The sequence below is a fragment of the Streptomyces sp. NPDC110618 genome (genome assembly GCF_055657065.1).
The window spans coordinates 227,553-249,343 of the sequence record NZ_JBVKBN010000010.1; the positions used below are offsets into that span (position 1 = coordinate 227,553).

Here is a 21,791-nt window from a genome sequence, read left to right on the forward strand (position 1 = left end):
AGCGTGGCTTCCGGATCCGATCGCAACCCGATCATCATTGGCGGCCTTCCGAGTCAGGTTCCTGACTTCGATCCCGAGGAGACCAAGGAGTGGCTCGACTCCCTCGACGCCGCTGTCGACGAGCGCGGGCGTGAGCGGGCCCGCTATCTGATGCTCCGGCTGATCGAGCGGGCCCGCGAGAAGCGCGTGGCCGTGCCCGAGATGCGCAGCACGGACTACGTCAACACGATCGCGACCAAGGACGAGCCGTTCTTCCCCGGCAACGAGGAGATCGAGCGCAAGGTCCTGAACGCGACCCGCTGGAACGCCGCGGTGATGGTGTCCCGGGCCCAGCGCCCCGGCATCGGGGTCGGCGGGCACATCGCCACCTTCGCCTCCTCCGCCTCCCTGTACGACGTGGGCTTCAACCACTTCTTCCGCGGCAAGGACGAGGGCGACGGCGGCGACCAGGTCTTCTTCCAGGGCCACGCCTCGCCGGGCATCTACGCCCGGGCCTTCCTGCTGGACCGGCTCAGCGAGCAGAACCTGGACGCGTTCCGGCAGGAGAAGTCCAGGGCGCCGCACGGGCTGTCCTCGTACCCGCACCCGCGGCTGATGCCGGACTTCTGGGAGTTCCCGACGGTGTCGATGGGCCTCGGCCCGATCGGCGCGATCTACCAGGCGCGGATGAACCGCTACATGGAGGCGCGCGGGATCGCGGACACCTCCAAGTCACACGTGTGGGCGTTCCTGGGCGACGGCGAGATGGACGAGCCGGAGTCGCTCGGCCAGCTGTCCATCGCCGCGCGGGAGGGCCTGGACAACCTGACCTTCGTGGTCAACTGCAACCTCCAGCGCCTCGACGGGCCGGTGCGCGGCAACGGCAAGATCATCCAGGAGCTGGAGTCGATCTTCCGGGGCGCCGGCTGGAACGTGATCAAGCTGGTCTGGGACCGCAGCTGGGACCCGCTGCTGGCGCAGGACCGCGACGGCGTGCTGGTGAACAAGATGAACACCACGCCGGACGGGCAGTTCCAGACGTACGCCACCGAGACCGGCGCGTACATCCGTGAGCACTTCTTCGGTGACGACCACCGGCTGCGGGCGATGGTCGAGGGGATGACCGACGACCAGATCCTGCACCTGGGGCGCGGCGGCCACGACCACCGCAAGATCTACGCGGCGTTCTCGGCGGCCAAGGCTCACAAGGGCCAGCCGACGGTGATCCTGGCCAAGACGATCAAGGGCTGGACGCTGGGGCCGAACTTCGAGGGCCGCAACGCCACGCACCAGATGAAGAAGCTGACGGTCGACGACCTCAAGCGCTTCCGGGACCGGCTGCACCTGCCGATCCCCGACAAGGAGCTGGAGTCCGGCGCGCCGCCGTACTACCACCCGGGTCGGGACAGCGAGGAGATCCAGTACATGCACGACCGGCGCAAGGCGCTGGGCGGGTATGTGCCGACCCGGGTCGTGCGGGCGAAGCCGCTGCCGCTGCCCGAGGACAAGACGTACGCGACTGTGAAGAAGGGTTCCGGTCAGCAGTCCATCGCCACCACCATGGCTTTTGTCCGGCTGCTGAAGGACCTTATGCGGGACAAGGAGATCGGCAGGCGGTTCGTGCTGATCGCGCCGGACGAGTACCGCACGTTCGGCATGGACTCCTTCTTCCCGAGTGCGAAGATCTACAACCCGCTCGGGCAGCAGTACGAGTCGGTGGACCGGGAGCTGCTGCTGGCGTACAAGGAGGCCCCGAACGGGCAGATGCTGCACGACGGCATCTCCGAGGCGGGCTGCACGGCCTCACTGATCGCGGCGGGCTCGGCGTACGCCACGCACGGGGAGCCGCTGATCCCGGTCTACGTCTTCTACTCGATGTTCGGTTTCCAGCGCACCGGTGACCAGTTCTGGCAGATGGCGGACCAGCTCGCGCGCGGTTTCGTACTCGGCGCGACCGCGGGCCGTACGACACTGACCGGCGAGGGCCTCCAGCACGCCGACGGCCACTCCCAGCTGCTGGCGTCGACCAACCCGGGCTGCGTCGCCTACGACCCGGCATTCGGCTACGAGATCGCGCACATCGTCAAGGACGGTCTGCGCCGGATGTACGGGCCGACGGCGGACGGGAAGCCCGGCGAGGACGTCTTCTACTACCTCACCGTCTACAACGAGCCGATCCAGCACCCGGCCGAGCCGGAGAACGTGGACGTCGAGGGCATCCTCAAGGGCGTCTACCGGTTCAGCGAGGGCACGGCGGGCTCGATCCCGGCGCAGATCCTCGCCTCCGGTGTCGCGGTGCCGTGGGCGGTGGAGGCGCAGAAGATCCTCGCCGAGGAGTGGAACGTGAAGGCCGACATCTGGTCGGCGACCTCCTTCAACGAGCTGCGCCGCGAGGCCGTGGCCTGCGAGGAGCACAACCTGCTGCACCCCGAGGAGGAGCAGCGGGTGCCGTATGTGACCCGCAAGCTGTCCGGGGCGCAGGGTCCGTTCGTGGCCGTCTCCGACTGGATGCGCGCGGTTCCGGACCAGATCGCCCGCTGGGTGCCCGGCCGGTACCAGTCGCTGGGCGCGGACGGCTTCGGCTTCGCCGACACGCGGGGCGCGGCGCGCCGGTACTTCCACATCGACGCGCAGTCGATCGTGGTGGCCGTGCTGACGGAGCTGGCCAAGGAGGGCAAGGTCGACCGCTCGGCGCTGAAGCAGGCGATCGACCGGTACCAGCTGCTGGACGTCTCGGCGGCGGACCCGGGCGCGGCGGGCGGCGACGCGTAGCGCTGCGCGGCTGAGCCGCCGAAGGGCCGGAGGCAAAAGCCTCCGGCCCTTCGGCGTCCGCGCCCGATACGAACATCGGGGCGCCGGGTGAAGAAGACCCCCGCCGCTTCACATCGGCCAGGGACCCGCTAGCCACAGCAGGGCCAGCAGTGTGTCGATCGCGCCCAGGACCACGGCGATCAGGGCCGGGAGAGGGCGCTTGCCGGACCAGGTGCGGTCCATCGCGAGCCAGCCGCAGAGGACGGCCGCCGGGCCCAGGACGAGGCCCAGGGTGAAGAAGCCGGCCACCGCGCAGATGACGCCGATGACGCCGAGGGTCGCGCGATCCGGCCCGGACCGTGACCGTGTGCGGCCACGTGTGCGGGGGTGCCTGCGCGTTCCGTTTCCGAAGCCCGCCATGGAACTCAACTCCCGGGAACCGGTCGTGGGTTGGATTCGGTTCCCCGCGCGGGTACCCAGTGGGGAGGAGTTACTCCTCCTCAACTCCCCCTGGTCCTCCGGCCGGCGGCGCGCTGTCCCCCTCCGGCAGCGCGCCGCAGCACCGGGCACCCTTGCCGTACGAACGTGCCCGAGGAACATGCCGTACGGAGGGCTTGACCCACTGTGAACCGCGGCGCGTGCCGGGATCGAGGAATCTTTAGCTTTGTCACCCTGATAGGGGAAAGCCGGGTGAAACCCCTTGCCCGGAGCGGGCCTTAGATATGCGCGGCGCCCGCTCCCGCCTCCGCGTTCTCGCCCCGCTTGGTCAGGAACGCGACCGCGACGGCGACCGCCGCCACACCGGCCGCGACCAGCGACGCGAGGCTCATGCCGGAGATGAAGGTGTCGTGGGCGACGCCGGTGATCTTCGCGGCGATCTCCGGCGGGGTGTCCGCGGCCACCGGAGCGACCCCGACCTGGACCGCCTCGGCCGCCTGCGCCTCCTGGGCCGCCGACAGCTTCGGCAGGCCGGCCTCGGCCCAGTTGCCGGGCAGGTCGCTGTCCACCTTGGAGGCCATCACGGCGCCCAGCACGGCCGTGCCGAGGCTGCCGCCGATCTGCATGGCGGCCTGCTGGAGACCACCGGCGACACCGGACAGCTCCATGGGCGCGTTGCCGACGATGACCTCGGTGGCACCGACCATGACCGGCGCGAGGCCGAGGCCGAGGAGCGCGAACCAGACCGACATGACGCCGCTGCTGGCGTCCGTCTCCAGCGTGGACATGCCGTACATGGCGATGGCCGTCAGAGCCATACCGCCCGCCAGCGGGACCCGCGGGCCGAGCTTGGTGATCAGCGCGCCCGCGAGCGGCGAGCCGACGATCATCATGCCGGTGAGCGGGAGCAGGTGCAGACCCGCGTCGATCGGGCTCATGCCGTGCACGTTCTGCAGGTAGAACGTCACGAAGAACAGGCCGCCCATGAAGGCGATGGCCATCAGGACCATCAGCACCACACCCGCCGACAGCGGAATGGAGCGGAACAGTCCGAGCGGGATCAGCGGCTCCCTGACCTTGGTCTCCCAGAACCCGAAGACCGCGAACAGCGCCACCGAGCCGATGATGAACGACCAGGTCGAGGTGGAGCCCCAGCCCCACTCCGGCGCCTTGATGAGCGCCCACACCAGGCAGAACATCGCACCCGAGAGCAGCGCGATGCCGAGCACGTCGAAGGAGCGCGGGGCGTTCTCGGCGCGGTGGTCGAGCAGGATCAGCACGCCGAGGACGAGGGCGAGGATGCCGACCGGCACGTTGATGAAGAACACGGACTGCCAGTTGACGTGCTCGACGAGCACACCGCCGAGGATCGGGCCGCCGGCCGTGGAGGCGCCGATGACCATGCCCCAGATGCCGATGGCCATGTTGAGCTTCTCGGCCGGGAAGGTCGCCCGCAGCAGACCGAGCGCGGCCGGCATCAGCAGCGCGCCGAACAGGCCCTGGAGCACCCGGAAGGCGACGACGAGGCCGATGCTGCTGGACAGGCCGATCGCGCCGGAGGCGGCGGCGAAGCCGACCACACCGATGAGGAAGGTCTGCCGGTGCCCGAAGCGGTCGCCGAGCTTGCCCGCGGTGATCAGGGAGACCGCGAGGGCCAGGAAGTAGCCGTTGGTGATCCACTGGACCTCGGCGAAGGTGGCCCCGAGGTCCTTCTGGATGGCCGGGTTGGCGATGGCCACGATGGTGCCGTCCAGCGCCACCATCATCACGCCCACGGCGACGGTTATGAGCGTGAACCAGGGATGCCCACGAAGCCCTGACGGCGGGGCGGCGTCCTGGGGCGCCTTGTCGACGATGGTCTGACTAGTCATGCCCCGAGGCTAGTGACAGCCTCTGACAATTGACAAACCAATTCACAAGTCGGTAACTGACGCATATGCAGACACTTCGCGAGCGCAAGAAGCAGCGCACCCGCATCGCGCTGCTCCGCGCGGCGCTCGAACTGTTCACCACCCGCGGCTACGAGGAGACGACGGTCGACGACATCGCCGCCGCCGTCGATGTCTCCCAGCGCACCTTCTTCCGCTACTTCGCCAACAAGGAGGAGGCCGCCTTCGCCGTCCAGGAGATGGTGGAGGCGTACTACGTGGAGGCGGTACGCAGCAGGCCGCCCGGGGAGGCGCCGATGGAGGCGCTGCGGCGGGCGGTGCTGGAGAGCTGGGACGGGCTCAACGAGGCCATCGAGTCGGTCGTACCGGTGGAGCTGCATCTGCGGATGTACCGGCAGGTGGAGTCGACGCCCTCGCTGCTGGCCGCGCATCTGCGGCGCTCGGCGGAGACGGAGGAGAAGATCGCGCGGGTGCTGGCCGAGCGCGAGGGGCTCGATGTGGACGCCGATCCCCGGCCGCGGCTGGCGGTGGCGGTCTTCGGCGGAGTGATGCGCGTCACGGAGCGGCAGTGGAGCCAGGGCGATGACTTCAGCCTGGCCGGAATCCGCGAACTGACCGTCTCCTACCTGGAACAGGTGGGACCCGCGCTGACCGAGAGGTGGCGGCAGGGCTGACCGGGGGCGGGCGGCGGGAGCGGCGGGATGTATCACGAAACGTGATCCCGGTCACTCGGTTAACGCGAGACCCGTCCGTTCTCCTAGTGTGTCCTCCCAGTGACTTCCTTCGACACGTCCCCGCAACTGAACGTCTGGCGCGCACTGCTCGCGCTGGCCGTGGTGTTCGTCATGCTGACGACCACCGGCTGGACGGCGCTGCGCAACCAGCGCACCACGCCGCCGCTGCAGGCATCGCTCGCCGCCTGGGACAAGGGTCGGATAGCCGGACGCGATCTGCCCTCTCCGAACTCCGAACCGGCGCTGCTCGCCCGCTTCTTCGCCACGCTCACCAACGAGCAGAGCGCCGCCCTGGTGCGCCGCTACCCGCTCGCGGTCGGCAACATGAACGGCGCCCCGGTCAAGCTGCGCTACCGCGCCAACCGCGTGGCGCTGCTGCAGGCCCGCAAGGTGGAGCGCGAGCGGATGCACGACCGCCGGCTGTCGCGCGCGGGACAGGCGGAGGCGGGCCGCCGGATGGAGCGCTACGAGGCGCTGATGAGCCCCGGACGGCACATCCTCGCCTTCGACCCGGCGGGCTCGGGCCGGGTGGCCGAGGTCTTCGGCGACCTCGACCGCGCCCAGCGCGTCTCGGTGGTCGTCCCCGGCGTCGACACCGATGTGCTCACCTTCCAGCGCAGCTACCGCAAGTACTCGGCACCGGTCGGCATGGCGCAGTCGCTGTACGCGGCCGAGCGCACCGCCGCCCCGGCGACGCGTACGGCGGTGATCGCGTGGGCCGACTACACCGCGCCCGGCGGGCTCGGCATCGAGTCGGCCAGCGCGGGCCGCGCGGCGAGCGGCGCGGTTCGGCTGAACGCGCTGGTGCGGGCGCTGCCCGGAAGCTCCCCGGTCTCGCTGTTCTGCCACAGCTACGGCTCGGTGGTGTGCGGGGTCGCCGCGGACGAGCTGCCCGACCGGGTGGCCGACATCGCGGTGGCCGGCAGCCCCGGGATGCGCGTCGCCCATGTGTCCCACCTGGGCACCTCGGCCCGCGTGTGGGCGATGCGGGACGCCGACGACTGGATCGCGGACGTGCCCAACCTGGAGCTGGGCGGGCTCGGCCACGGCGCCGACCCGGTGGCCGAGGGCTTCGGGGCGCGGCTGCTGTCGGCGCGGGACGCGGAGGGCCACAGCGGCTACTTCGAGCCGGACACGGACAGCGTGCGCAACTTCGCCGAGATCGGGGTTGGCTCGTACGAGTCGGTGCAGTGCGCCGAAGATGGCGAAGACTGTCGGGAGGGTTTGTCCGGCACCACGAAGGTCGGACGCGCGTAGAGGCGCAGAAACTACGGTCTGCGCGAGGAGGCGACGGAGGAGCTCGTGCCGCATACGATGAGCCGCATGGGTGACGTACTGGCCGGATTTCATGCCGCCTGGGAGTTCGAGTCCGACTCCGTGCTCATCCGTTACGAACGGGGGATGCGAACACCCAAGCTCCTCCAGGCGCTGGGGGAACGCCGGGTGCCGCTGTCGGCGATCTCGGGGGTGACCCTGTCGCCGGGCAAGCGCGGGACGGTGGTGCTCCGCGCCGAGCTGCGGCCCGGGGCCGATCCACTGCTGGAGGCGGCGGACGGACAGCTGAAGGAAGGGTGCGACCCCTACCGGCTGGTACTGCCGGCCGACCGCGAGACCCTCGCGGAGTACTACGCCGACGAACTCAAGGCGCAGCTGGGCGAGTCCGGTCCGGCCGACCGCTTCCTGGTGGCGGCGCCCGAGCCGCCGCGGTCGTTCAAGGCGTACGACGGCAAGGCGTCCTTCGACGGACGCACGGTCTCCTTCCGCTGGTTCTGGACGGGCGCGTCCTCGGCGAAGTGGAAGGCGGGCGACCAGTCCTTCGCGATCGGTGACCTGACCGGCGTGGAGTGGCGCTCCCCCGAGGTGTTCGAGGGGTATCTGCGACTGCTCAGGCGCGGGGTCGACGCCCCGGCGCAGGCCGACCACGACCCGGCGGCCGTGGTGTTCGGGCTCGGGTACGGGCCGGTGCACGAGTCGCTGCCGTTCGCGGCGTCGGTGCTCGCGGCGGTGCGCTCGGCGGGGCCCGCGGTCCCGGCGGCGGTCGCGCCGCGCCGGGACCCCGCGGACATCGCCGAGCGGATCCGTCACCTGGGGGAGCTGCACCAGGCCGGGCTGGTCACCGACGAGGAGTTCTCGGTGAAGAAGGCCCAACTGCTGGCCGAGTTGTAGGCGTCGGTCACTCCCGGCCGGCGGACGTGAACGTCATGTCCGCGTACCGGTCCCCGGCGACCTGTCCGGCGATCGGCTCCAGCAACCCCAGTTCCTCGGCGGTCAGTTCGATCCGGGTGGCGGCCGTGTTCTCCGCCACCCGGCTCGGCTTGCGGGTGCCGGGGATCGGGACGACGGGCAGGCCGTGGACCTTGGCCTGCTGCTGGACCCAGGCGAGGGCGATCTGGCCCAGGGAGACGCCGTGCGCGTCCGCGATCTTGCGGATCGGCGCCAGGAGCGCGGCGTTGGCGGTGGCGTTGTCGCCGGTGAAGCGGGGCTGCTGGCGGCGGAAGTCGTCCTCGGTGAGGTCCTTGTCGGCCGAGCCGAAGGAACCGGCGAGGAAACCCCGGCCCAGCGGGGAGTACGGCACCAGGGCCACGCCCAGTTCCCGGGCGGCCGGGACCACATGGGCCTCGATGTCCCGACTGAACAGGGACCACTCCGACTGCACGGCGGCGATCGGGTGCACCGAGTGCGCGGCGCGCAGTTCGGCGGCGGTGACCTCGCTCAGGCCCAGGTGCTTGACCTTGCCCTCGCGGACCAGTTCGGCCATGACGGCGACGGTGTCCTCGATGGGGACGTTCACATCACGCCGGTGCATGTAGTAGAGGTCGATGGTCTCGACGTCCAGGCGCTTCAGGCTCGCCTCGACGGCCTGCCGGATGTAGGGCGCGTCGTTGCGGATGACCCGGCGCGTGGGCTCGCCGGGCGGGACGGACAGGGCGAACTTGGTCGCGATGACGACCTCGTCGCGGTGAGCGCGGAAGAACGGGGACAGGAAGAGTTCGTTCTCGCCGGCGCCATAGGCGTCGGCGGTGTCGTAGAGGGTGACGCCCAGTTCCAGGGCCCGTTCCAGGGTGGCGCGGGACTCCTTCGCGTCCGAGGGGCCGTAGGCGAAGCTCATGCCCATGCAGCCGAGGCCCTGCACTCCCGTCTCGGGGCCCTTGTCGCCCAGTTGTACGGTCGCGATCCTGCTGTTGTCGGTCATCGGGGCCTTTCCGACGCCAGGGCGCGCCCGGCGTCGCCGTAGAAAGCGATCTTGCGGTCGAGGACGGCGAGCGTGTCCTGGAGTTCCGCGATCCGGGACAGCACGTCCCGGCGGGTCTGCTCCAGGAGTTCGTAGCGCTCGCCGTAGGTGTGGTCGCCCTCGCGGACCAGTTCGGCGTAGCGGACCATGTCGGCGACGGGCATGCCGGTGAGCCGGAGCTTGCCGACGAGGTCGAGCCAGTCCAGGTCGCGGTTGCTGTAGCGGCGCTGGCCGGTGTGCGAGCGGTCGATGTGCGGCATCAGGCCGATCCGCTCGTACCAGCGCAGGGTGTGCGCGGTCAGGCCGGTGAACGCGGCGACCTCGCTGATGGTGTAGCTGTCCTGCCCGTCGGGGCGGCGGTCGGGGCTGGGCGGGCCCGCGCAGGTGTCGGTCCTGGTACCCGTGGTCTCCATCACCGTCATGCGCTCCACGCTATGGCCTTGGAGTGCGCTCCAAGCAAGCGGAAGCGGTAAGAAAACCGGGGGACATGAGGTGATCACCTTCACTAGCGTGCGACGCATGAGCCTCGTACGCCGAGCCACGCCCGAGGACGCCGCCGAAGTGCTGACGCTGCGTCAGGTGATGATCGACTCCATGGCCCCGGAGCCCGGCGAGACCGACTGGCACGCGGAGTCGTTGCCCACTCTGCGCGCCCGGCTGTCCTCCCCCGAGGACGACTTCGCCGCCTTCGTGGTCGACCACCCCGACCGCCCGGGTGCGTTGGCGGCCCTGGCCGCCGGGACCCTGGAGTACCGCATCGGCCGCTCCGGCAACCCGCACGGCCGCATCGGCTACGTGTTCAGCGTCGCCACCGACCCCACGGCCCGCCGCCGCGGTTACGCCCGGGCCTGCATGGAGGACCTGCTGGACTGGTTCCGCACGAAGGACGCGGGCTACGTGATGCTGACCGCCACGGAGGCGGCGGAACCGCTGTACGGCTCCCTCGGCTTCACCCGCGACCCGGACCCCTCGATGCGGCTGCACCTGTGAGCGGCTTAGGCTCCAGGCATGTCGCTGAGCAGTCTCGCGTTGATCGAAAACTGGCCCGTTCCGCACGCCGCCGCCGGCGTGGTGCGGGCGGACGGCACTGTCCTCGGGGTGCACGGGGACGTGGCGCGGCGGTTTCCGCTGGCGTCCGTGACCAAGCCGCTGGCCGCGTACGCCGCGCTCGTCGCCTACGAGGAGGGCGCCGTCGAGCTGGACGAGGCTGCCGGACCCGAGGGCGCCACCGTGCGACATCTGCTCGCGCACACCTCGGGGCTGGCCTTCGACGAGCACCGGGTGATGGCGCCGCCCGGGGAGCGGCGGCTGTACTCCAACGCCGGGTTCGAGCAGCTCGGGGACCACATCGCCAAGGCGGCCGACATCCCGTTCGCGGAGTATCTGCGGCAGGCCGTGCTGGAGCCGCTGGGGATGGGGGCGACCTCGCTGGAGGGGTCCTGCGCCAAGGACGGTGTGTCCAGCGTCGAGGATCTGCTGCGGTTCGCCGCCGAGGTGCAGGCACCCCGGCTGCTCGATCCCCGGACCGTCGCCGAGGCCATGAGCGTGCAGTACCCGGGGACCAAGGGCGTGTTGCCGGGGTACGGGCACCAGAACCCCAATGACTGGGGGCTCGGGTTCGAGATCCGGGACGGGAAGGCGCCCCACTGGACGGGGTCGGCGTCCTCGCCGCGTACCTTCGGGCACTTCGGGCAGTCCGGCACCTTCCTGTGGATCGACCCGGACGCGGGGGTCGCCTGCGTGGCGCTGACCGACCGGGCCTTCGGGCCCTGGGCGATCGAGGCGTGGCCCGCGTTCACCGATGCCGTGCTGGCCGAGGTGCGTACCCGCTAGACCGACATCTCCCAGATCAGCAGTTCCGCCGCGGTCACCCCGACCGCCTCCAGGTCCGGCTCCCCGCTGATCCGGGCCGCGTCCCCCGGCCCCAGGGTCTCCGCGCCCAGCCGGATCTCGCCGCGCACCACATGGACGTAGACCCGTTCCGCGTCCGGTACCGCCGTGCGCTCGCCCGGGGTCAGGCGGCGGACGTGGAGCAGGGTGCCGGCCTCGGGGACGGCGTACGGCGTGGAGTCGGCGATGCCGGGGACGTGGTCGTACGACGGATCGCCGCCCGGCTCCAGCGGGGCCAGCCAGGTCTGGACGAAGGTCAGGGGCGTGTCGCCGTCGTTGCGCTCCACGTGCCGCACGCCCGAGGCGGCGCTCAGGCGCTGCACGTCACCGGCCCGTACCTTCGTCTCGTGTCCCGTCGAGTCGCGGTGGGTCAGCTCGCCCGCCACCACCCAGGTCACGATCTCGGTGTGGCTGTGCGGGTGCTCGTCGAAGCCCGCGCCGGGCGCCAGGCGCTCCTCGTTGCAGGCGATCATCGCGCCGAACCGGAGGTTGTCCGGGTCGTAGTGGGGACCGAAGGAGAAGGCGTGCCGGGAGGTGATTCCGGTCTCCTCGTCGCCGCCTGGGTAGCGCTCGTCAGCGCGCCGTACGTCCATCACGGACCCCACCGTAGACCCCGACGGCGCACTCCCCCGTCCGGATAAGGCAGTCTTGTCCCCGTGCCCGAACCCGAAGCCCACAAGCCCGAAGCCGCAGCGCATGACGTCCACCCGCACGCAGCGACCCTGAAGCGGCTGGAGAAGTCCTCCGGCTCCCTCGCCGCCCAGGCGATCACGCGCATGGACGAGACCCTGCCGTGGTACCGGGCGATGCCCCCGGAGAACCGTTCCTGGATCGGCCTGGTCGCCCAGGCCGGTATCGCGGCGTTCACCGAGTGGTTCCGGCACCCGGACGCCCCACAGGCGATCTCCACGGACGTCTTCGGCACCGCCCCGCGCGAGCTGACCCGGGCCATCACACTGCGGCAGACCGTGGAGATGGTGCGCACCACCATCGAGGTCATGGAGTCCGCCATCGACGAGGTGGCCGCGCCAGGCGACGAGTCCGTGCTGCGCGAGGCCCTGCTCGTCTACGCCCGCGAGATCGCCTTCGCCACCGCCCAGGTCTACGCCCAGGCCGCCGAGGCACGCGGTGCCTGGGACGCCCGCCTGGAGTCGCTGGTGGTCAACGCCGTGCTCAGCGGCGAGGCCGACGAGGGCGCCGTCTCCCGGGCCGCCGCGCTCGGCTGGAACTCCCCGGAGCACGTCTGCGTGGTGCTCGGGACCGCGCCCGACGGGGACTCCGAGCTGACCGTGGAGGCGATCCGGCGGGCCGCCCGGCACGCCAAGCTCCAGGTGCTCACCGGGGTGCTCGGCGACCGGCTCGTGGTGATCGCGGGCGGCAGCGACAACCCGCTCGCCGTCGCGAAGTCCCTGATCGGCCCGTATGCCGCCGGACCGGTGGTGGCCGGGCCGATCGTGCCGGACCTGCTGGCCGCCACCCGGTCCGCGCAGGCCGCGGCCGCCGGGCTGAAGGCGTGCGCCGCCTGGCAGGACGCCCCCCGGCCCGTCCTGGCGGACGACCTGCTTCCGGAGCGCGCGATCGCCGGAGATCCCAGCGCGCGCGAGCAGTTGGTGGAGGAGATCTACAGACCGCTGGAGGAGGCCGGCTCCGCACTCCTGGAGACCCTCTCGGTCTATCTGGAACAGGCGAGCAGCCTTGAGGGCGCCGCCCGGATGCTGTTCGTGCACCCCAACACCGTGCGCTACCGGCTTCGACGTGTGACTGACGTCACCGGCTGGTCGCCTTCGGACGTACGTTCAGCGTTCACGCTGCGGATCGCGCTGATCCTGGGGCGTCTGGTCGACGGCGATCTCCAGCCGTAGGGTTTTGTCGGGGGCCCACAAAACCCCCTGCTGTTCTTCGTCCCTGTCCCCACGGGCGGCCGTGGCCGTCCACAAGAGAGAGTGTGAGAGTGCTCGTACTCGTCGCTCCCGGCCAGGGCGCCCAGACGCCCGGCTTCCTGACTCCCTGGCTCGACCTGCCCGGCGCCGCTGACCGCGTCGCCGCCTGGTCCGACGCCGTCGGCCTCGATCTCGTCCACTACGGCACCAAGGCCGACGCGGACGAGATCCGGGACACGTCGGTGGCCCAGCCGCTGCTGGTGGCTGCCGGAATCCTGTCCGCCGCGGCACTGGGTGCCGTCACCCCGGGCGCCGTCGCCGGGCACAGCGTCGGTGAGATCACCGCCGCCGCCTTCGCGGGCGTCCTGGACGACACCGCCGCCCTCACCCTCGTACGCAGGCGCGGGCTCGCCATGGCCGAGGCCGCCGCGATCACCGAGACCGGGATGTCGGCGCTGCTCGGCGGCGACCCCGAGACCTCGGTCGCGCACCTGGAGAAGCTCGGCCTGACCCCGGCGAACATCAACGGCGCCGGTCAGATCGTGGCCGCGGGCACCCTGGAGCAGCTCGCCGCGCTCGCCGAGGACAAGCCCGAGGGCGTGCGCAAGGTCGTCCCGCTGAAGGTCGCCGGCGCCTTCCACACGCATCACATGGCACCCGCCGTGGACGCGCTCGCCGAGGCCGCCAAGGAGCTGTCCGCGAACGACCCGAAGGTCGCCTACGTCTCCAACAAGGACGGCCGGACGGTGGCCACCGGCGCCGAGGTGCTGCAGCGCCTGGTCGGCCAGGTCGCCAACCCGGTCCGCTGGGACCTGTGCATGGAGACCTTCAAGGAGCTCGGCGTCACCGCGCTGCTGGAGGTGTGCCCCGGCGGCACCCTGACCGGCCTCGCCAAGCGCGCCCTGCCCGGCGTGAAGACGCTCGCCCTGAAGACCCCCGACGACCTCGACGCGGCTCGCGAGCTCATCGCCGAGCACAGTGCCTGACAAGGAGTCCGAGCAGATGGCGAAGATCAGGCCCAGCAAGGGTGCCCCGTACGCGCGCATCCTCGGTGTGGGCGGCTACCGTCCCACCCGGGTCGTGCCGAACGAGGTGATCCTCGAAAAGATCGACTCCTCCGACGAGTGGATCCGCTCGCGCTCCGGGATCGAGACCCGGCACTGGGCCTCCGACGAGGAGACCGTGGCCGCCATGTCGATCGAGGCGTCCGGCAAGGCCATCGCCGACGCCGGGATCTCCGCCGAGCAGATCGGCGGCGTGATCGTCTCGACCGTCTCGCACTTCAAGCAGACCCCGGCCGTCGCCACCGAAATCGCCGACAAGCTGGGCACCGACAAGGCCGCCGCTTTCGACATCTCGGCCGGCTGCGCGGGCTTCGGCTACGGCCTGACCCTCGCCAAGGGCATGATCGTCGAGGGCAGCGCCGAGTACGTGCTGGTCATCGGCGTGGAGCGGCTCTCGGACCTGACCGACCTGGAGGACCGCGCGACGGCCTTCCTGTTCGGCGACGGCGCCGGAGCGGTCGTCGTGGGCCCTTCCGAGGAGCCCGCCATCGGCCCCACCGTCTGGGGCTCCGAGGGCGACAAGGCCGAGACCATCAAGCAGACCGTGCCGTGGACGGACTACCGCACCGGCGAGGTCGACAAGTTCCCTGCGATCACGCAGGAGGGCCAGGCGGTGTTCCGCTGGGCCGTGTTCGAGATGGCGAAGGTCGCCCAGCAGGCGCTGGACGCGGCCGGGATCACCCCGGACGACCTGGACGTCTTCATTCCCCACCAGGCCAACGAGCGGATCATCGACTCGATGGTGAAGACGCTGAAACTGCCGGAGCATGTCACGGTCGCCCGCGACATCCGCACCACCGGCAACACCTCGGCCGCCTCGATTCCGCTCGCGATGGAGCGGCTCCTGGCGACCGGCGCGGCGAAGAGTGGCGACACCGCGCTCGTCATCGGCTTCGGGGCGGGTCTCGTCTACGCCGCCACTGTCGTTACCCTCCCCTAGGCACTCCGTGCCGGATCTTCACTCGGTCCGGACCGGCTGTACCTGCTCGCCGCTGACGCGGCGGGCGCTTGCCAAACCCTCTGGATTACTACGAAGGAGCGCCTGACATGGCCGCCACTCAGGAAGAGATCGTCGCCGGTCTCGCCGACATCGTGAACGAGATCGCCGGCATCCCGGTCGAGGACGTCCAGCTGGACAAGTCCTTCACCGACGACCTGGACGTCGACTCCCTGTCCATGGTCGAGGTCGTCGTCGCCGCCGAAGAGCGCTTCGACGTCAAGATCCCGGACGAGGACGTGAAGAACCTCAAGACGGTCGGCGACGCGACCGACTACATCCTCAAGCACCAGGCCTGAGTTTCCGCTTAGGCCGGATGTGCCCGGCCCCGCCACCCGGCGGTGGCGCCGCTGAATCCTCGTATCCCGTTGGAGAAAGAATTCCCGTGAGCTCGACCAATCGCACCGTGGTCGTCACCGGTATCGGCGCAACCACACCGCTGGGTGGCGACGCGGCCTCTACCTGGGAGGGCCTCGTCGCCGGACGTTCCGGCGTCAAGCCCCTCGACCAGGACTGGGCCGCGGACCAGGCGGTCCGTATCGCAGCGCCGGTCGCCGTGGAGCCCTCCGAGGTGATCCCGCGTCCGCAGGCCCGCCGACTGGACCGCTCGGCCCAGTTCGCGCTGATCGCCGCGAAGGAGGCCTGGGCCGACGCCGGTTTCACCGACAAGGCCGGTGAGGACTCCTCCGTCGACCCGGACCGGCTCGGTGCGGTCATCGCCTCCGGCATCGGTGGCGTGACGACCCTGCTCGACCAGTACGACGTGCTCAAGGAGAAGGGCGTCCGCCGCGTCTCCCCGCACACCGTCCCCATGCTGATGCCGAACAGCCCCTCCGCGAACGTGGGTCTGGCCGTGGGCGCCCGCGCGGGCGTGCACACGCCGGTCTCCGCGTGCGCCTCGGGCGCCGAGGCCATCGGCTACGCCATCGAGATGATCCGCACCGGCCGTGCCGACGTGGTCGTCGCCGGCGGCACCGAGGCGGCGATCCACCCGCTGCCCATCGCCGCGTTCGGCAACATGATGGCGATGTCCAAGAACAACGACGACCCCGAGGGCGCCTCGCGCCCCTACGACCTCGCGCGGGACGGTTTCGTCCTCGGCGAGGGCGCCGGTGTGATCGTCCTGGAGTCCGCCGAGCACGCCGCCAAGCGGGGCGCCCGGGTGTACGCCGAGGCGGTCGGGCAGGGCATCTCCGCCGACAGCCACGACATCGTGCAGCCGGAGCCGGAGGGCCGCGGTATCGCGCACGCCCTGCAGAACCTGATGGACCGCACCGACCTCCAGCCGTCGGAGATCGTGCACGTCAACGCGCACGCCACCTCGACGCCGGCCGGTGACATCGCGGAGCTGAAGGCGCTGCGCAAGGTGTTCGGCGACGACACCGACCACATGGCGGTCTCCGCGACCAAGTCGATGACCGGGCATCTGCTCGGCGGCGCGGGCGGTGTCGAGTCGGTCGCGACCGTGCTCGCCCTGTACCACCGGGTGGCCCCGCCGACCATCAACGTCGACACCATCGACCCGGAGGCCGAGGCCAACGCGGACGTGGTCCGCGGCGAGGCCCGCAAGCTGCCGGTCGAGGGCCGGATCGCCGCGCTGAACGACTCGTTCGGCTTCGGCGGTCACAACGTGGTGCTGGCGTTCCGCACCGTCTGACCATCGCCCTCGGGCATGTGAAAGGGCCTGCCACCTCGTCAGAGGTGGCAGGCCCTTTCGGTTCGTCTCAGACGACTTGGTGCAGCCAGCGCACCGGGGCGCCCTCGCCCGCGTACCGGAACGGCTCCAACTCGTCGTCCCAGGGCTTGCCGAGCAGCTTGGACAGTTCCGCCTCCAGGTCCGTCTCCCCGCGCTGGCTGCGCTGCAGGGCCGCGCGCAGCCGGTCCTCCGGGATGAGGATGTCGCCGTGGATGCCGGTGACGGCGTGGAAGATACCGAGGTCGGGGGTGCAGCTGTAGCGCTCGCCCTCGGCGGTGGGGCAGGGTTCCGCGGTCACCTCGAAGCGCAGCAGGTGCCAGCCCCTGAGGGCGGACGCCAGCTTCGACGCGGTGCCGGGCTGGCCCTGCCAGGAGAACTCCGAGCGCCAGGTGCCGGGCGCGGCGGGCTGCCGGATCCAGTCGAGGTTGACGCGCGTGCCGAGCACCCCGGCGACGGCCCACTCGACGTGCGGGCACAGCGCGCGCGGCGCGGAGTGCACGTACAGAACTCCACGTGTCGTCACCGGGACCTCCGGGCTGAGCGGGACATCTTGCGAACTGGTGGACGGCCGTGGCGGCAGGGCCACGTTGATGGCGAGGCTACCGTGCGGCGGCGCAAGGAGTGTGACGTACCGTCGGTCCCGGTGCCGTGAAACGCTCGCCATTCACCCGGCAGGACGCCTGTACGGGGCCCAACCGTTGCATCGCGCGCGCCCGGGAACTCCCGCACGTTGTATGGGGAGGGGGAACTCGGTCGTCGAGCGAGGGGATCAGCAGCGGATGCACAGGACCGGTCACCGCTCACTTGCCTTACTCGCCGCGGTGTCCGCGGCGGTTCTCGGACTGGCCGGCTGCGACGCCGTCGGGGGGAACTCACCGGGACCCTCGGGGACGAACGTGCAGCGGGGCAAGCCGAGCCCGAAGCCGACGCCGGCGTGGGACAGCAGTCCTGAGTCGGTCGCGGCCGTCGGCGACTCCATCACCACCGGCTTCGACGCCTGCTCGGTGCTCTCGGACTGCAAGGAGGTCTCGTGGGCGACCGGCACCAGCGAGGAGGTGGACAGTCTCGCGGTACGGCTGCTGGGCGCGGCCAAGGCGGCACAGAACAGCTGGAACTACGCGGTGACCGGGGCGCGGATCGCGGATCTGCCGGGGCAGATGGCGCGGGCGGCGACCCGGCGGCCGGAGCTGGTGACGGTTTTGGTGGGGGCCAATGACGCCTGCCGGGACAGCGCCGCGGCGATGACGTCGGTGGCCGACTTCCGGGCGCGGTTCGAGGAGTCGATGCGGACCCTGCGCGGGGCGGCGCCCAAGGCGCAGGTGTTCGTGGCGAGCGTGCCGGACCTGGAGCGGCTGTGGTCGCAGGGGAGGACCGATCCGCTGGGGAAGCAGGTGTGGAAGTGGGCCGGTATCTGCCAGTCGATGCTCGCCGACGCGGACTCGACGGACGCGGCGGCGACCGAGCGGCGGAACACGGTGCGGGAGCGGGTGGAGGACTACAACACGGTGCTGAAGGAGGTGTGCGCGAAGGACAGGCGGTGCCGGTTCGACGGGGGCGCGGTGCACTCGATCCGGTTCGGCACGGACCAGCTCAGCCGCTGGGACATGTTCCATCCGAGCGTGGACGGCCAGGCGAAGCTGGCCGAGACCGCCTACCGGGCGATCACGGCGAAGTCGCCGTGACTTAAAGTTCCGCACATGAACGAACTCTTCGGCACACTTTCCGACGGCACGGCCGTGCACCGCTGGACCCTGGAGCGGGCCGGGGTGCGGGTGCGGGTGCTGACGTACGGCGGGATCGTGCAGTCGGTGGAGGTCCCGGACCGGGACGGCGTGGCCGCGAACGTGGTGCTGGGGTTCGAGGAGGCGGCCGGGTATCCCGCGCATCCCGGGCCGTACTACGGCGCCCTCGTGGGCCGGTACGCCAACCGGATCGCCAAGGGGCGCTTCACGCTGGACGGCTGGTCGTACGCGCTTCCCGTCAACAGCGGGGCGAACTGTCTGCACGGCGGTGAGCGCGGTTTCGACGAGCGGCTGTGGGACGCGGAGCCGGTCGCGCACGGGGTGCGGCTGAGCCGGGTCTCGCCGCACGGCGAGGAGGGCTTCCCGGGCCGCCTGGAGGTGTCGGCGACCTACACCCTGGACGCGGACGGGGCGCTGCGGATCGCGTACGAGGCGGTGACGGACGCGCCGACCGTGGTGAACCTGACGAACCACAGCTACTTCAACCTCTCCGGGGCGGGCTCGGGCAGCGCGGCCGGACACGAACTGCGCCTGGCCGCCTCCCGGTTCACTCCGGTGGACGCCGATCTGATCCCGACCGGTGTGGAGTCCGTGGAGGGCACCCGCTTCGACTTCCGTGAGCCGCGCGAGGCGGGCCCGGGGTACGACCACAACTTCGTGCTGGACAAGGGCGTCACGGCCGCCCCCGTGAAGGTGGCCGAGCTGCACGACCCGGCGTCCGGCCGCGTCCTCACGGTCTCGACGACCGAACCGGGCCTCCAGCTCTACACCGGCGACCATCTCTGTGCCCCCTACGCCCCGAACGACGGCATCGCCCTGGAGACCCAGCACTTCCCCGACTCCCCCAACCGACCGGAGTTCCCGACCACGGTGCTCAGGCCGGGCGAGGTGTACCGCTCTCAGACGGTGTACGCCTTCTCGACGCGGTAGGGCATTCAGCCCCGGTCCGGGCGTCAGGTCCCGGACCGGGGCTGGGCTCGGGGACAGGGTCCCGGATCAGACGTTAATCGTCCCGGTGAGCCTGCGGTCCGTGATCGAGCGACCGGCCTGGATCTCGTACGAACCCTTCACAAACGACCACGAGCCGGTCTTCTCGTCCCAGATCTCGAACGTGCGCAGGGGGATGTCGATCACGGCCTCCACCGTCTCCCCCGGTGCCGCGCTCACCGTGGCGAATCCGGCCAGTTCGCGGGCCGGGCGCTCGGCGTCGGGCTCGATGGGGGCGGCGTAGAGCTGGACGACCTCGCGGCCGGGGCGGTCGCCGGTGTTGCGGACGCGGACCTTGGCGGTGGTGCCGTCGAGTTCGAGGGAGTCGTAGGCCCAGGTGGTGTAGCCGAGGCCGTGGCCGAAGGGGTGGGCGGGGGTGCGGCCCTCGCGTTCCCAGGCGCGGTAGCCGATGAAGACGCCCTCGGTGTAGGGCAGTTCGCCGTCGGTGGGGGCGACCCGGGTGACCGGGGCGTCGGCGAGGGAGCCCCAGGTGGTGGGCAGGCGTCCGCCGGGTTCCTCGGCGCCGGTGAGGACGTCGGCGAGGGCGGCGCCGCCCTCCTGGCCGGGGAACCAGGTCAGCAGCACCGCGGCGACCTCGTCGCGCCAGGGCATCTCCACCGGGGAGCCGGAGTTGACCACGACGACGGTGCGCGGGTTGGCGGCGGCGACGGCGCGGACCAGGTCGTCCTGGCGGCCGGGCAGGGTGAGGTCGGTGCGGTCGAAGCCCTCCGACTCCACGAGTTCGGTGGTGGCGACCACGACCACGGCGGTGTCGGCGGCCCGCGCGGCCGCCACGGCCTCGGCGATCAGCTCGTCCGGGTCGCGGCGCGGTTCCTGGTGGACGAGGGTGAGGCCGACGCCCTTGATGGGGGCGTCCGCCGGGATGCTGACGGTGTGGGTGAGGGAGACCTCGACCGGCTCCCCCGCGGTCAGTTCGACCACGGCGCGCGGCTCGGGGTCGCCGAAGAACGCGGCGAAGGGCTCGGACCGGTCGGTGCCCTGAACGCCGTCGAAGTACGTCGTGCCCGCGACGGTGAGGACGAAGTGGCCGCGGCCCTTGATGCCGAGGGTGTGCGGGCCGCGCTCGCGCGGGGTGAAGGTGCCGGTGAGTTCGACGGTGTGCAGGCAGTCGTGGGTGACGCCGTCGGGGAGGTCCGAACCCATCCACTGGATCTGGCCGTTGGGCGCGGAACAGGTGCCGATGACCTGCCCGTCCGCGTCCCGGCAGACGGCCCGCAGCGCGAACCCCTTGTCCGCGACGGCGAGTTCGGTGCTGGGGTCGGCGCCGACGGCGTAGCTGAGGCTGCCCTCGGGGAGGGCGGCGGTCAGTCCGTCGAGCGGGGAGACGGTCCGGGCCGGGAAGACGATGGCCGATCCGCCGCCGAGGACACGGGCGTCGCGCGCGGCGGCACCGATCAGCGCGACCGAGCCGCCGGGCGGCAGTGGCAGTGCGCCCTCGTTGCGGACGAGGACGAAGGAGCGGCGGGCGATCTCGCGGGCCAGCGCCTCGCCGTCGACCTCGGCGGGCGGCTCGGTGACCTCCGGCTCGGCGCCCTTGAGCGCGCCGACGCGGGCGGCGAGCCGCAGCACCCGGCGTACGGACTCGTCCACGCGTGCCTCCTCGACCTCGCCGGAGCGCACGGCCGCCGCGAGGGCCGGTCCGTAGACGGTGCCCGGGCCGGGCATGGCGATGTCGAGGCCGCCCTCGATGGCGCCGGTGGTGGAGCGGGCGGCCATCCAGTCGGAGACGTTCACGCCGTCGAAGCCCCATTCGCCGCGCAGGACTTCGTTCACCAGGTGGTGGTGCTCGGTCATCGTGGTGCCGTTGACCGCGTTGTAGGCGGTCATGACGCCCCACGGGCGGGCCTTGGCGACGATGGTCTCGAAGGGGGCCAAGTACAGCTCGCGCAGGGCGCGTTCGCCCACCTTGTTGTTCACGGTGAAGCGGTCGGTCTCGGCGTCGTTGGCGACGAAGTGCTTGACGGTGGTGCCGACGCCGCCGGACTGGACGCCCTCCACATAGGCCGCGCCGATCAGTCCGGTGAGCAGCGGGTCCTCGCTGTACGCCTCGAAGTGTCGTCCGCCGAGCGGGGAGCGGTGCAGGTTGACGGTGGGCGCGAGCAGGACGTGCACGCCCTTGCGGCGGGCCTCCTGGGCGAGCAGGACACCCGCGCGGTGGGCGAGTTGGGGGTCCCAGGTGGCGGCGAGGGCGGTCGGGGACGGCAGGGCGACGGAGGGGTCGTCGGCGGTCCAGCGCACGCCCCGGACGCCGATGGGACCGTCGGACATGACGAGGGGGGCGAGGCCGATCTCGGGGAGGGCGGGCAGGGTCCACATGTCCTGGCCGGCGAGCAGCCGGGTCTTCGCATCGAGGTCGAGCCGGGCCAGGGCCGCCTCGGCGGCCGCCTCGCGCGCTTCGTCGGCCTGGGTGCGGGTTCCCGCCATGACGGTGCCTCCTCGGTGAGTCCGTGCCGTGCCCCCATCGTGCACGCACTACCTGTAACGCGGTAGG

At 71.2% G+C, this 21,791-nt stretch carries 20 protein-coding genes; 13 read left to right on the forward strand and 7 right to left on the reverse strand.

Going from position 1 to position 21,791, the window contains the following annotated elements; all coding sequences use genetic code 11:
- The first annotated feature begins 3 nt into the window (after positions 1-3).
- The gene (gene aceE / locus ACZ7L7_RS19535) at positions 4-2,751 is read left to right on the forward strand and encodes a pyruvate dehydrogenase (acetyl-transferring), homodimeric type (RefSeq protein WP_471593200.1); all 2,748 of its coding nucleotides are present in this window, start codon (positions 4-6) and stop codon (positions 2,749-2,751) included.
- A gap of 108 nt (positions 2,752-2,859) precedes the next feature.
- On the opposite strand, the gene ACZ7L7_RS19540 is transcribed toward aceE, so the two are convergent.
- Both ACZ7L7_RS19540 and ACZ7L7_RS19545 read right to left on the reverse strand, forming a co-directional pair.
- The gene (locus tag ACZ7L7_RS19540) at positions 2,860-3,150 is read right to left on the reverse strand and encodes a small hydrophobic protein (protein WP_453606117.1); all 291 of its coding nucleotides are present in this window, start codon (positions 3,148-3,150) and stop codon (positions 2,860-2,862) included.
- 296 nt (positions 3,151-3,446) lie between these two features.
- Positions 3,447-5,039 (reverse strand): MFS transporter, encoded by a 1,593-nt coding sequence (locus ACZ7L7_RS19545; RefSeq protein ID WP_472076648.1) that lies wholly within the window; start codon positions 5,037-5,039, stop codon positions 3,447-3,449.
- A gap of 65 nt (positions 5,040-5,104) precedes the next feature.
- Here ACZ7L7_RS19545 and ACZ7L7_RS19550 point away from each other — a divergent pair, with 65 nt between their 5' ends.
- The 3 genes from ACZ7L7_RS19550 (at position 5,105) to ACZ7L7_RS19560 (ending at position 7,957) form a co-directional block, all read left to right on the forward strand.
- On the forward strand, positions 5,105-5,731 hold the full coding sequence (locus ACZ7L7_RS19550) for a TetR family transcriptional regulator (RefSeq protein WP_472076650.1): 627 nt from the start codon (positions 5,105-5,107) through the stop codon (positions 5,729-5,731).
- Between the two features lie 99 nt (positions 5,732-5,830).
- Positions 5,831-7,048 (forward strand): alpha/beta hydrolase, encoded by a 1,218-nt coding sequence (locus tag ACZ7L7_RS19555; protein ID WP_453606113.1) that lies wholly within the window; start codon positions 5,831-5,833, stop codon positions 7,046-7,048.
- A 57-nt stretch (positions 7,049-7,105) separates the two neighbouring features.
- Positions 7,106-7,957: a DUF4429 domain-containing protein gene (locus ACZ7L7_RS19560; protein WP_285516378.1), complete on the forward strand. Its 852-nt coding sequence runs from the start codon at positions 7,106-7,108 to the stop codon at positions 7,955-7,957.
- Positions 7,958-7,964: 7 nt separating this feature from the next.
- Here ACZ7L7_RS19560 and ACZ7L7_RS19565 read toward each other — a convergent pair whose 3' ends face one another.
- Positions 7,965-8,984, reverse strand: coding sequence for an aldo/keto reductase (locus ACZ7L7_RS19565; RefSeq protein WP_472076652.1), 1,020 nt, complete (start codon positions 8,982-8,984; stop codon positions 7,965-7,967).
- A complete protein-coding gene (locus ACZ7L7_RS19570; protein ID WP_285516352.1) occupies positions 8,981-9,445 on the reverse strand; it encodes a MerR family transcriptional regulator in 465 nt (154 codons plus the stop codon). The genes ACZ7L7_RS19565 and ACZ7L7_RS19570 overlap by 4 nt, the downstream gene beginning before the upstream one ends.
- Before the next feature lie 97 nt (positions 9,446-9,542).
- Here ACZ7L7_RS19570 and ACZ7L7_RS19575 point away from each other — a divergent pair, with 97 nt between their 5' ends.
- The gene (locus ACZ7L7_RS19575; RefSeq protein ID WP_472076654.1) at positions 9,543-10,013 is read left to right on the forward strand and encodes a GNAT family N-acetyltransferase; all 471 of its coding nucleotides are present in this window, start codon (positions 9,543-9,545) and stop codon (positions 10,011-10,013) included.
- 18 nt (positions 10,014-10,031) lie between these two features.
- Entirely contained in the window at positions 10,032-10,856 is an 825-nt protein-coding gene (locus tag ACZ7L7_RS19580; protein ID WP_285516354.1) for a serine hydrolase domain-containing protein, read from the forward strand.
- Here ACZ7L7_RS19580 and ACZ7L7_RS19585 read toward each other — a convergent pair.
- Complete coding sequence (locus tag ACZ7L7_RS19585) at positions 10,853-11,506, reverse strand: pirin family protein (RefSeq protein WP_471432011.1); 654 nt, start codon at positions 11,504-11,506, stop codon at positions 10,853-10,855. The genes ACZ7L7_RS19580 and ACZ7L7_RS19585 overlap by 4 nt on opposite strands.
- Positions 11,507-11,569: 63 nt before the next feature.
- On the opposite strand from ACZ7L7_RS19585, the gene fasR reads away from it, so the two are divergent.
- The 5 genes from fasR to fabF all read left to right on the forward strand — a co-directional run bounded on the left by fasR (position 11,570) and on the right by fabF (position 16,511).
- Complete coding sequence (gene fasR, locus ACZ7L7_RS19590; protein WP_285516355.1) at positions 11,570-12,775, forward strand: fatty acid biosynthesis transcriptional regulator FasR; 1,206 nt, start codon at positions 11,570-11,572, stop codon at positions 12,773-12,775.
- An 89-nt stretch (positions 12,776-12,864) separates the two neighbouring features.
- Entirely contained in the window at positions 12,865-13,779 is a 915-nt protein-coding gene (locus ACZ7L7_RS19595; protein ID WP_285516356.1) for an ACP S-malonyltransferase, read from the forward strand.
- A 16-nt stretch (positions 13,780-13,795) separates the two neighbouring features.
- Positions 13,796-14,797 carry a ketoacyl-ACP synthase III gene (locus tag ACZ7L7_RS19600; protein ID WP_453606109.1) on the forward strand — a complete coding sequence of 334 codons (1,002 nt, stop codon included), beginning with the start codon at positions 13,796-13,798 and terminating at the stop codon, positions 14,795-14,797.
- Between the two features lie 107 nt (positions 14,798-14,904).
- Positions 14,905-15,153, forward strand: coding sequence for an acyl carrier protein (locus ACZ7L7_RS19605; RefSeq protein ID WP_015660680.1), 249 nt, complete (start codon positions 14,905-14,907; stop codon positions 15,151-15,153).
- 86 nt (positions 15,154-15,239) lie between these two features.
- Positions 15,240-16,511, forward strand: coding sequence for a beta-ketoacyl-ACP synthase II (gene fabF, locus ACZ7L7_RS19610; protein WP_453606107.1), 1,272 nt, complete (start codon positions 15,240-15,242; stop codon positions 16,509-16,511).
- Positions 16,512-16,578: 67 nt separating this feature from the next.
- Here the strand turns inward: fabF and ACZ7L7_RS19615 are convergent, their stop codons facing one another.
- Positions 16,579-17,073: a DUF3145 domain-containing protein gene (locus ACZ7L7_RS19615; protein ID WP_250754998.1), complete on the reverse strand. Its 495-nt coding sequence runs from the start codon at positions 17,071-17,073 to the stop codon at positions 16,579-16,581.
- Positions 17,074-17,329: 256 nt separating this feature from the next.
- Here ACZ7L7_RS19615 and ACZ7L7_RS19620 point away from each other — a divergent pair, with 256 nt between their 5' ends.
- Positions 17,330-18,232 carry an SGNH/GDSL hydrolase family protein gene (locus ACZ7L7_RS19620; RefSeq protein WP_471593198.1) on the forward strand — a complete coding sequence of 301 codons (903 nt, stop codon included), beginning with the start codon at positions 17,330-17,332 and terminating at the stop codon, positions 18,230-18,232.
- Between the two features lie 15 nt (positions 18,233-18,247).
- Positions 18,248-19,222: an aldose epimerase family protein gene (locus ACZ7L7_RS19625; protein ID WP_285516359.1), complete on the forward strand. Its 975-nt coding sequence runs from the start codon at positions 18,248-18,250 to the stop codon at positions 19,220-19,222.
- Between the two features lie 66 nt (positions 19,223-19,288).
- Here ACZ7L7_RS19625 and ACZ7L7_RS19630 read toward each other — a convergent pair whose 3' ends face one another.
- Positions 19,289-21,724 carry a beta-glucosidase gene (locus ACZ7L7_RS19630; protein ID WP_472076658.1) on the reverse strand — a complete coding sequence of 812 codons (2,436 nt, stop codon included), beginning with the start codon at positions 21,722-21,724 and terminating at the stop codon, positions 19,289-19,291.
- Positions 21,725-21,791: the final 67 nt, after the last annotated feature.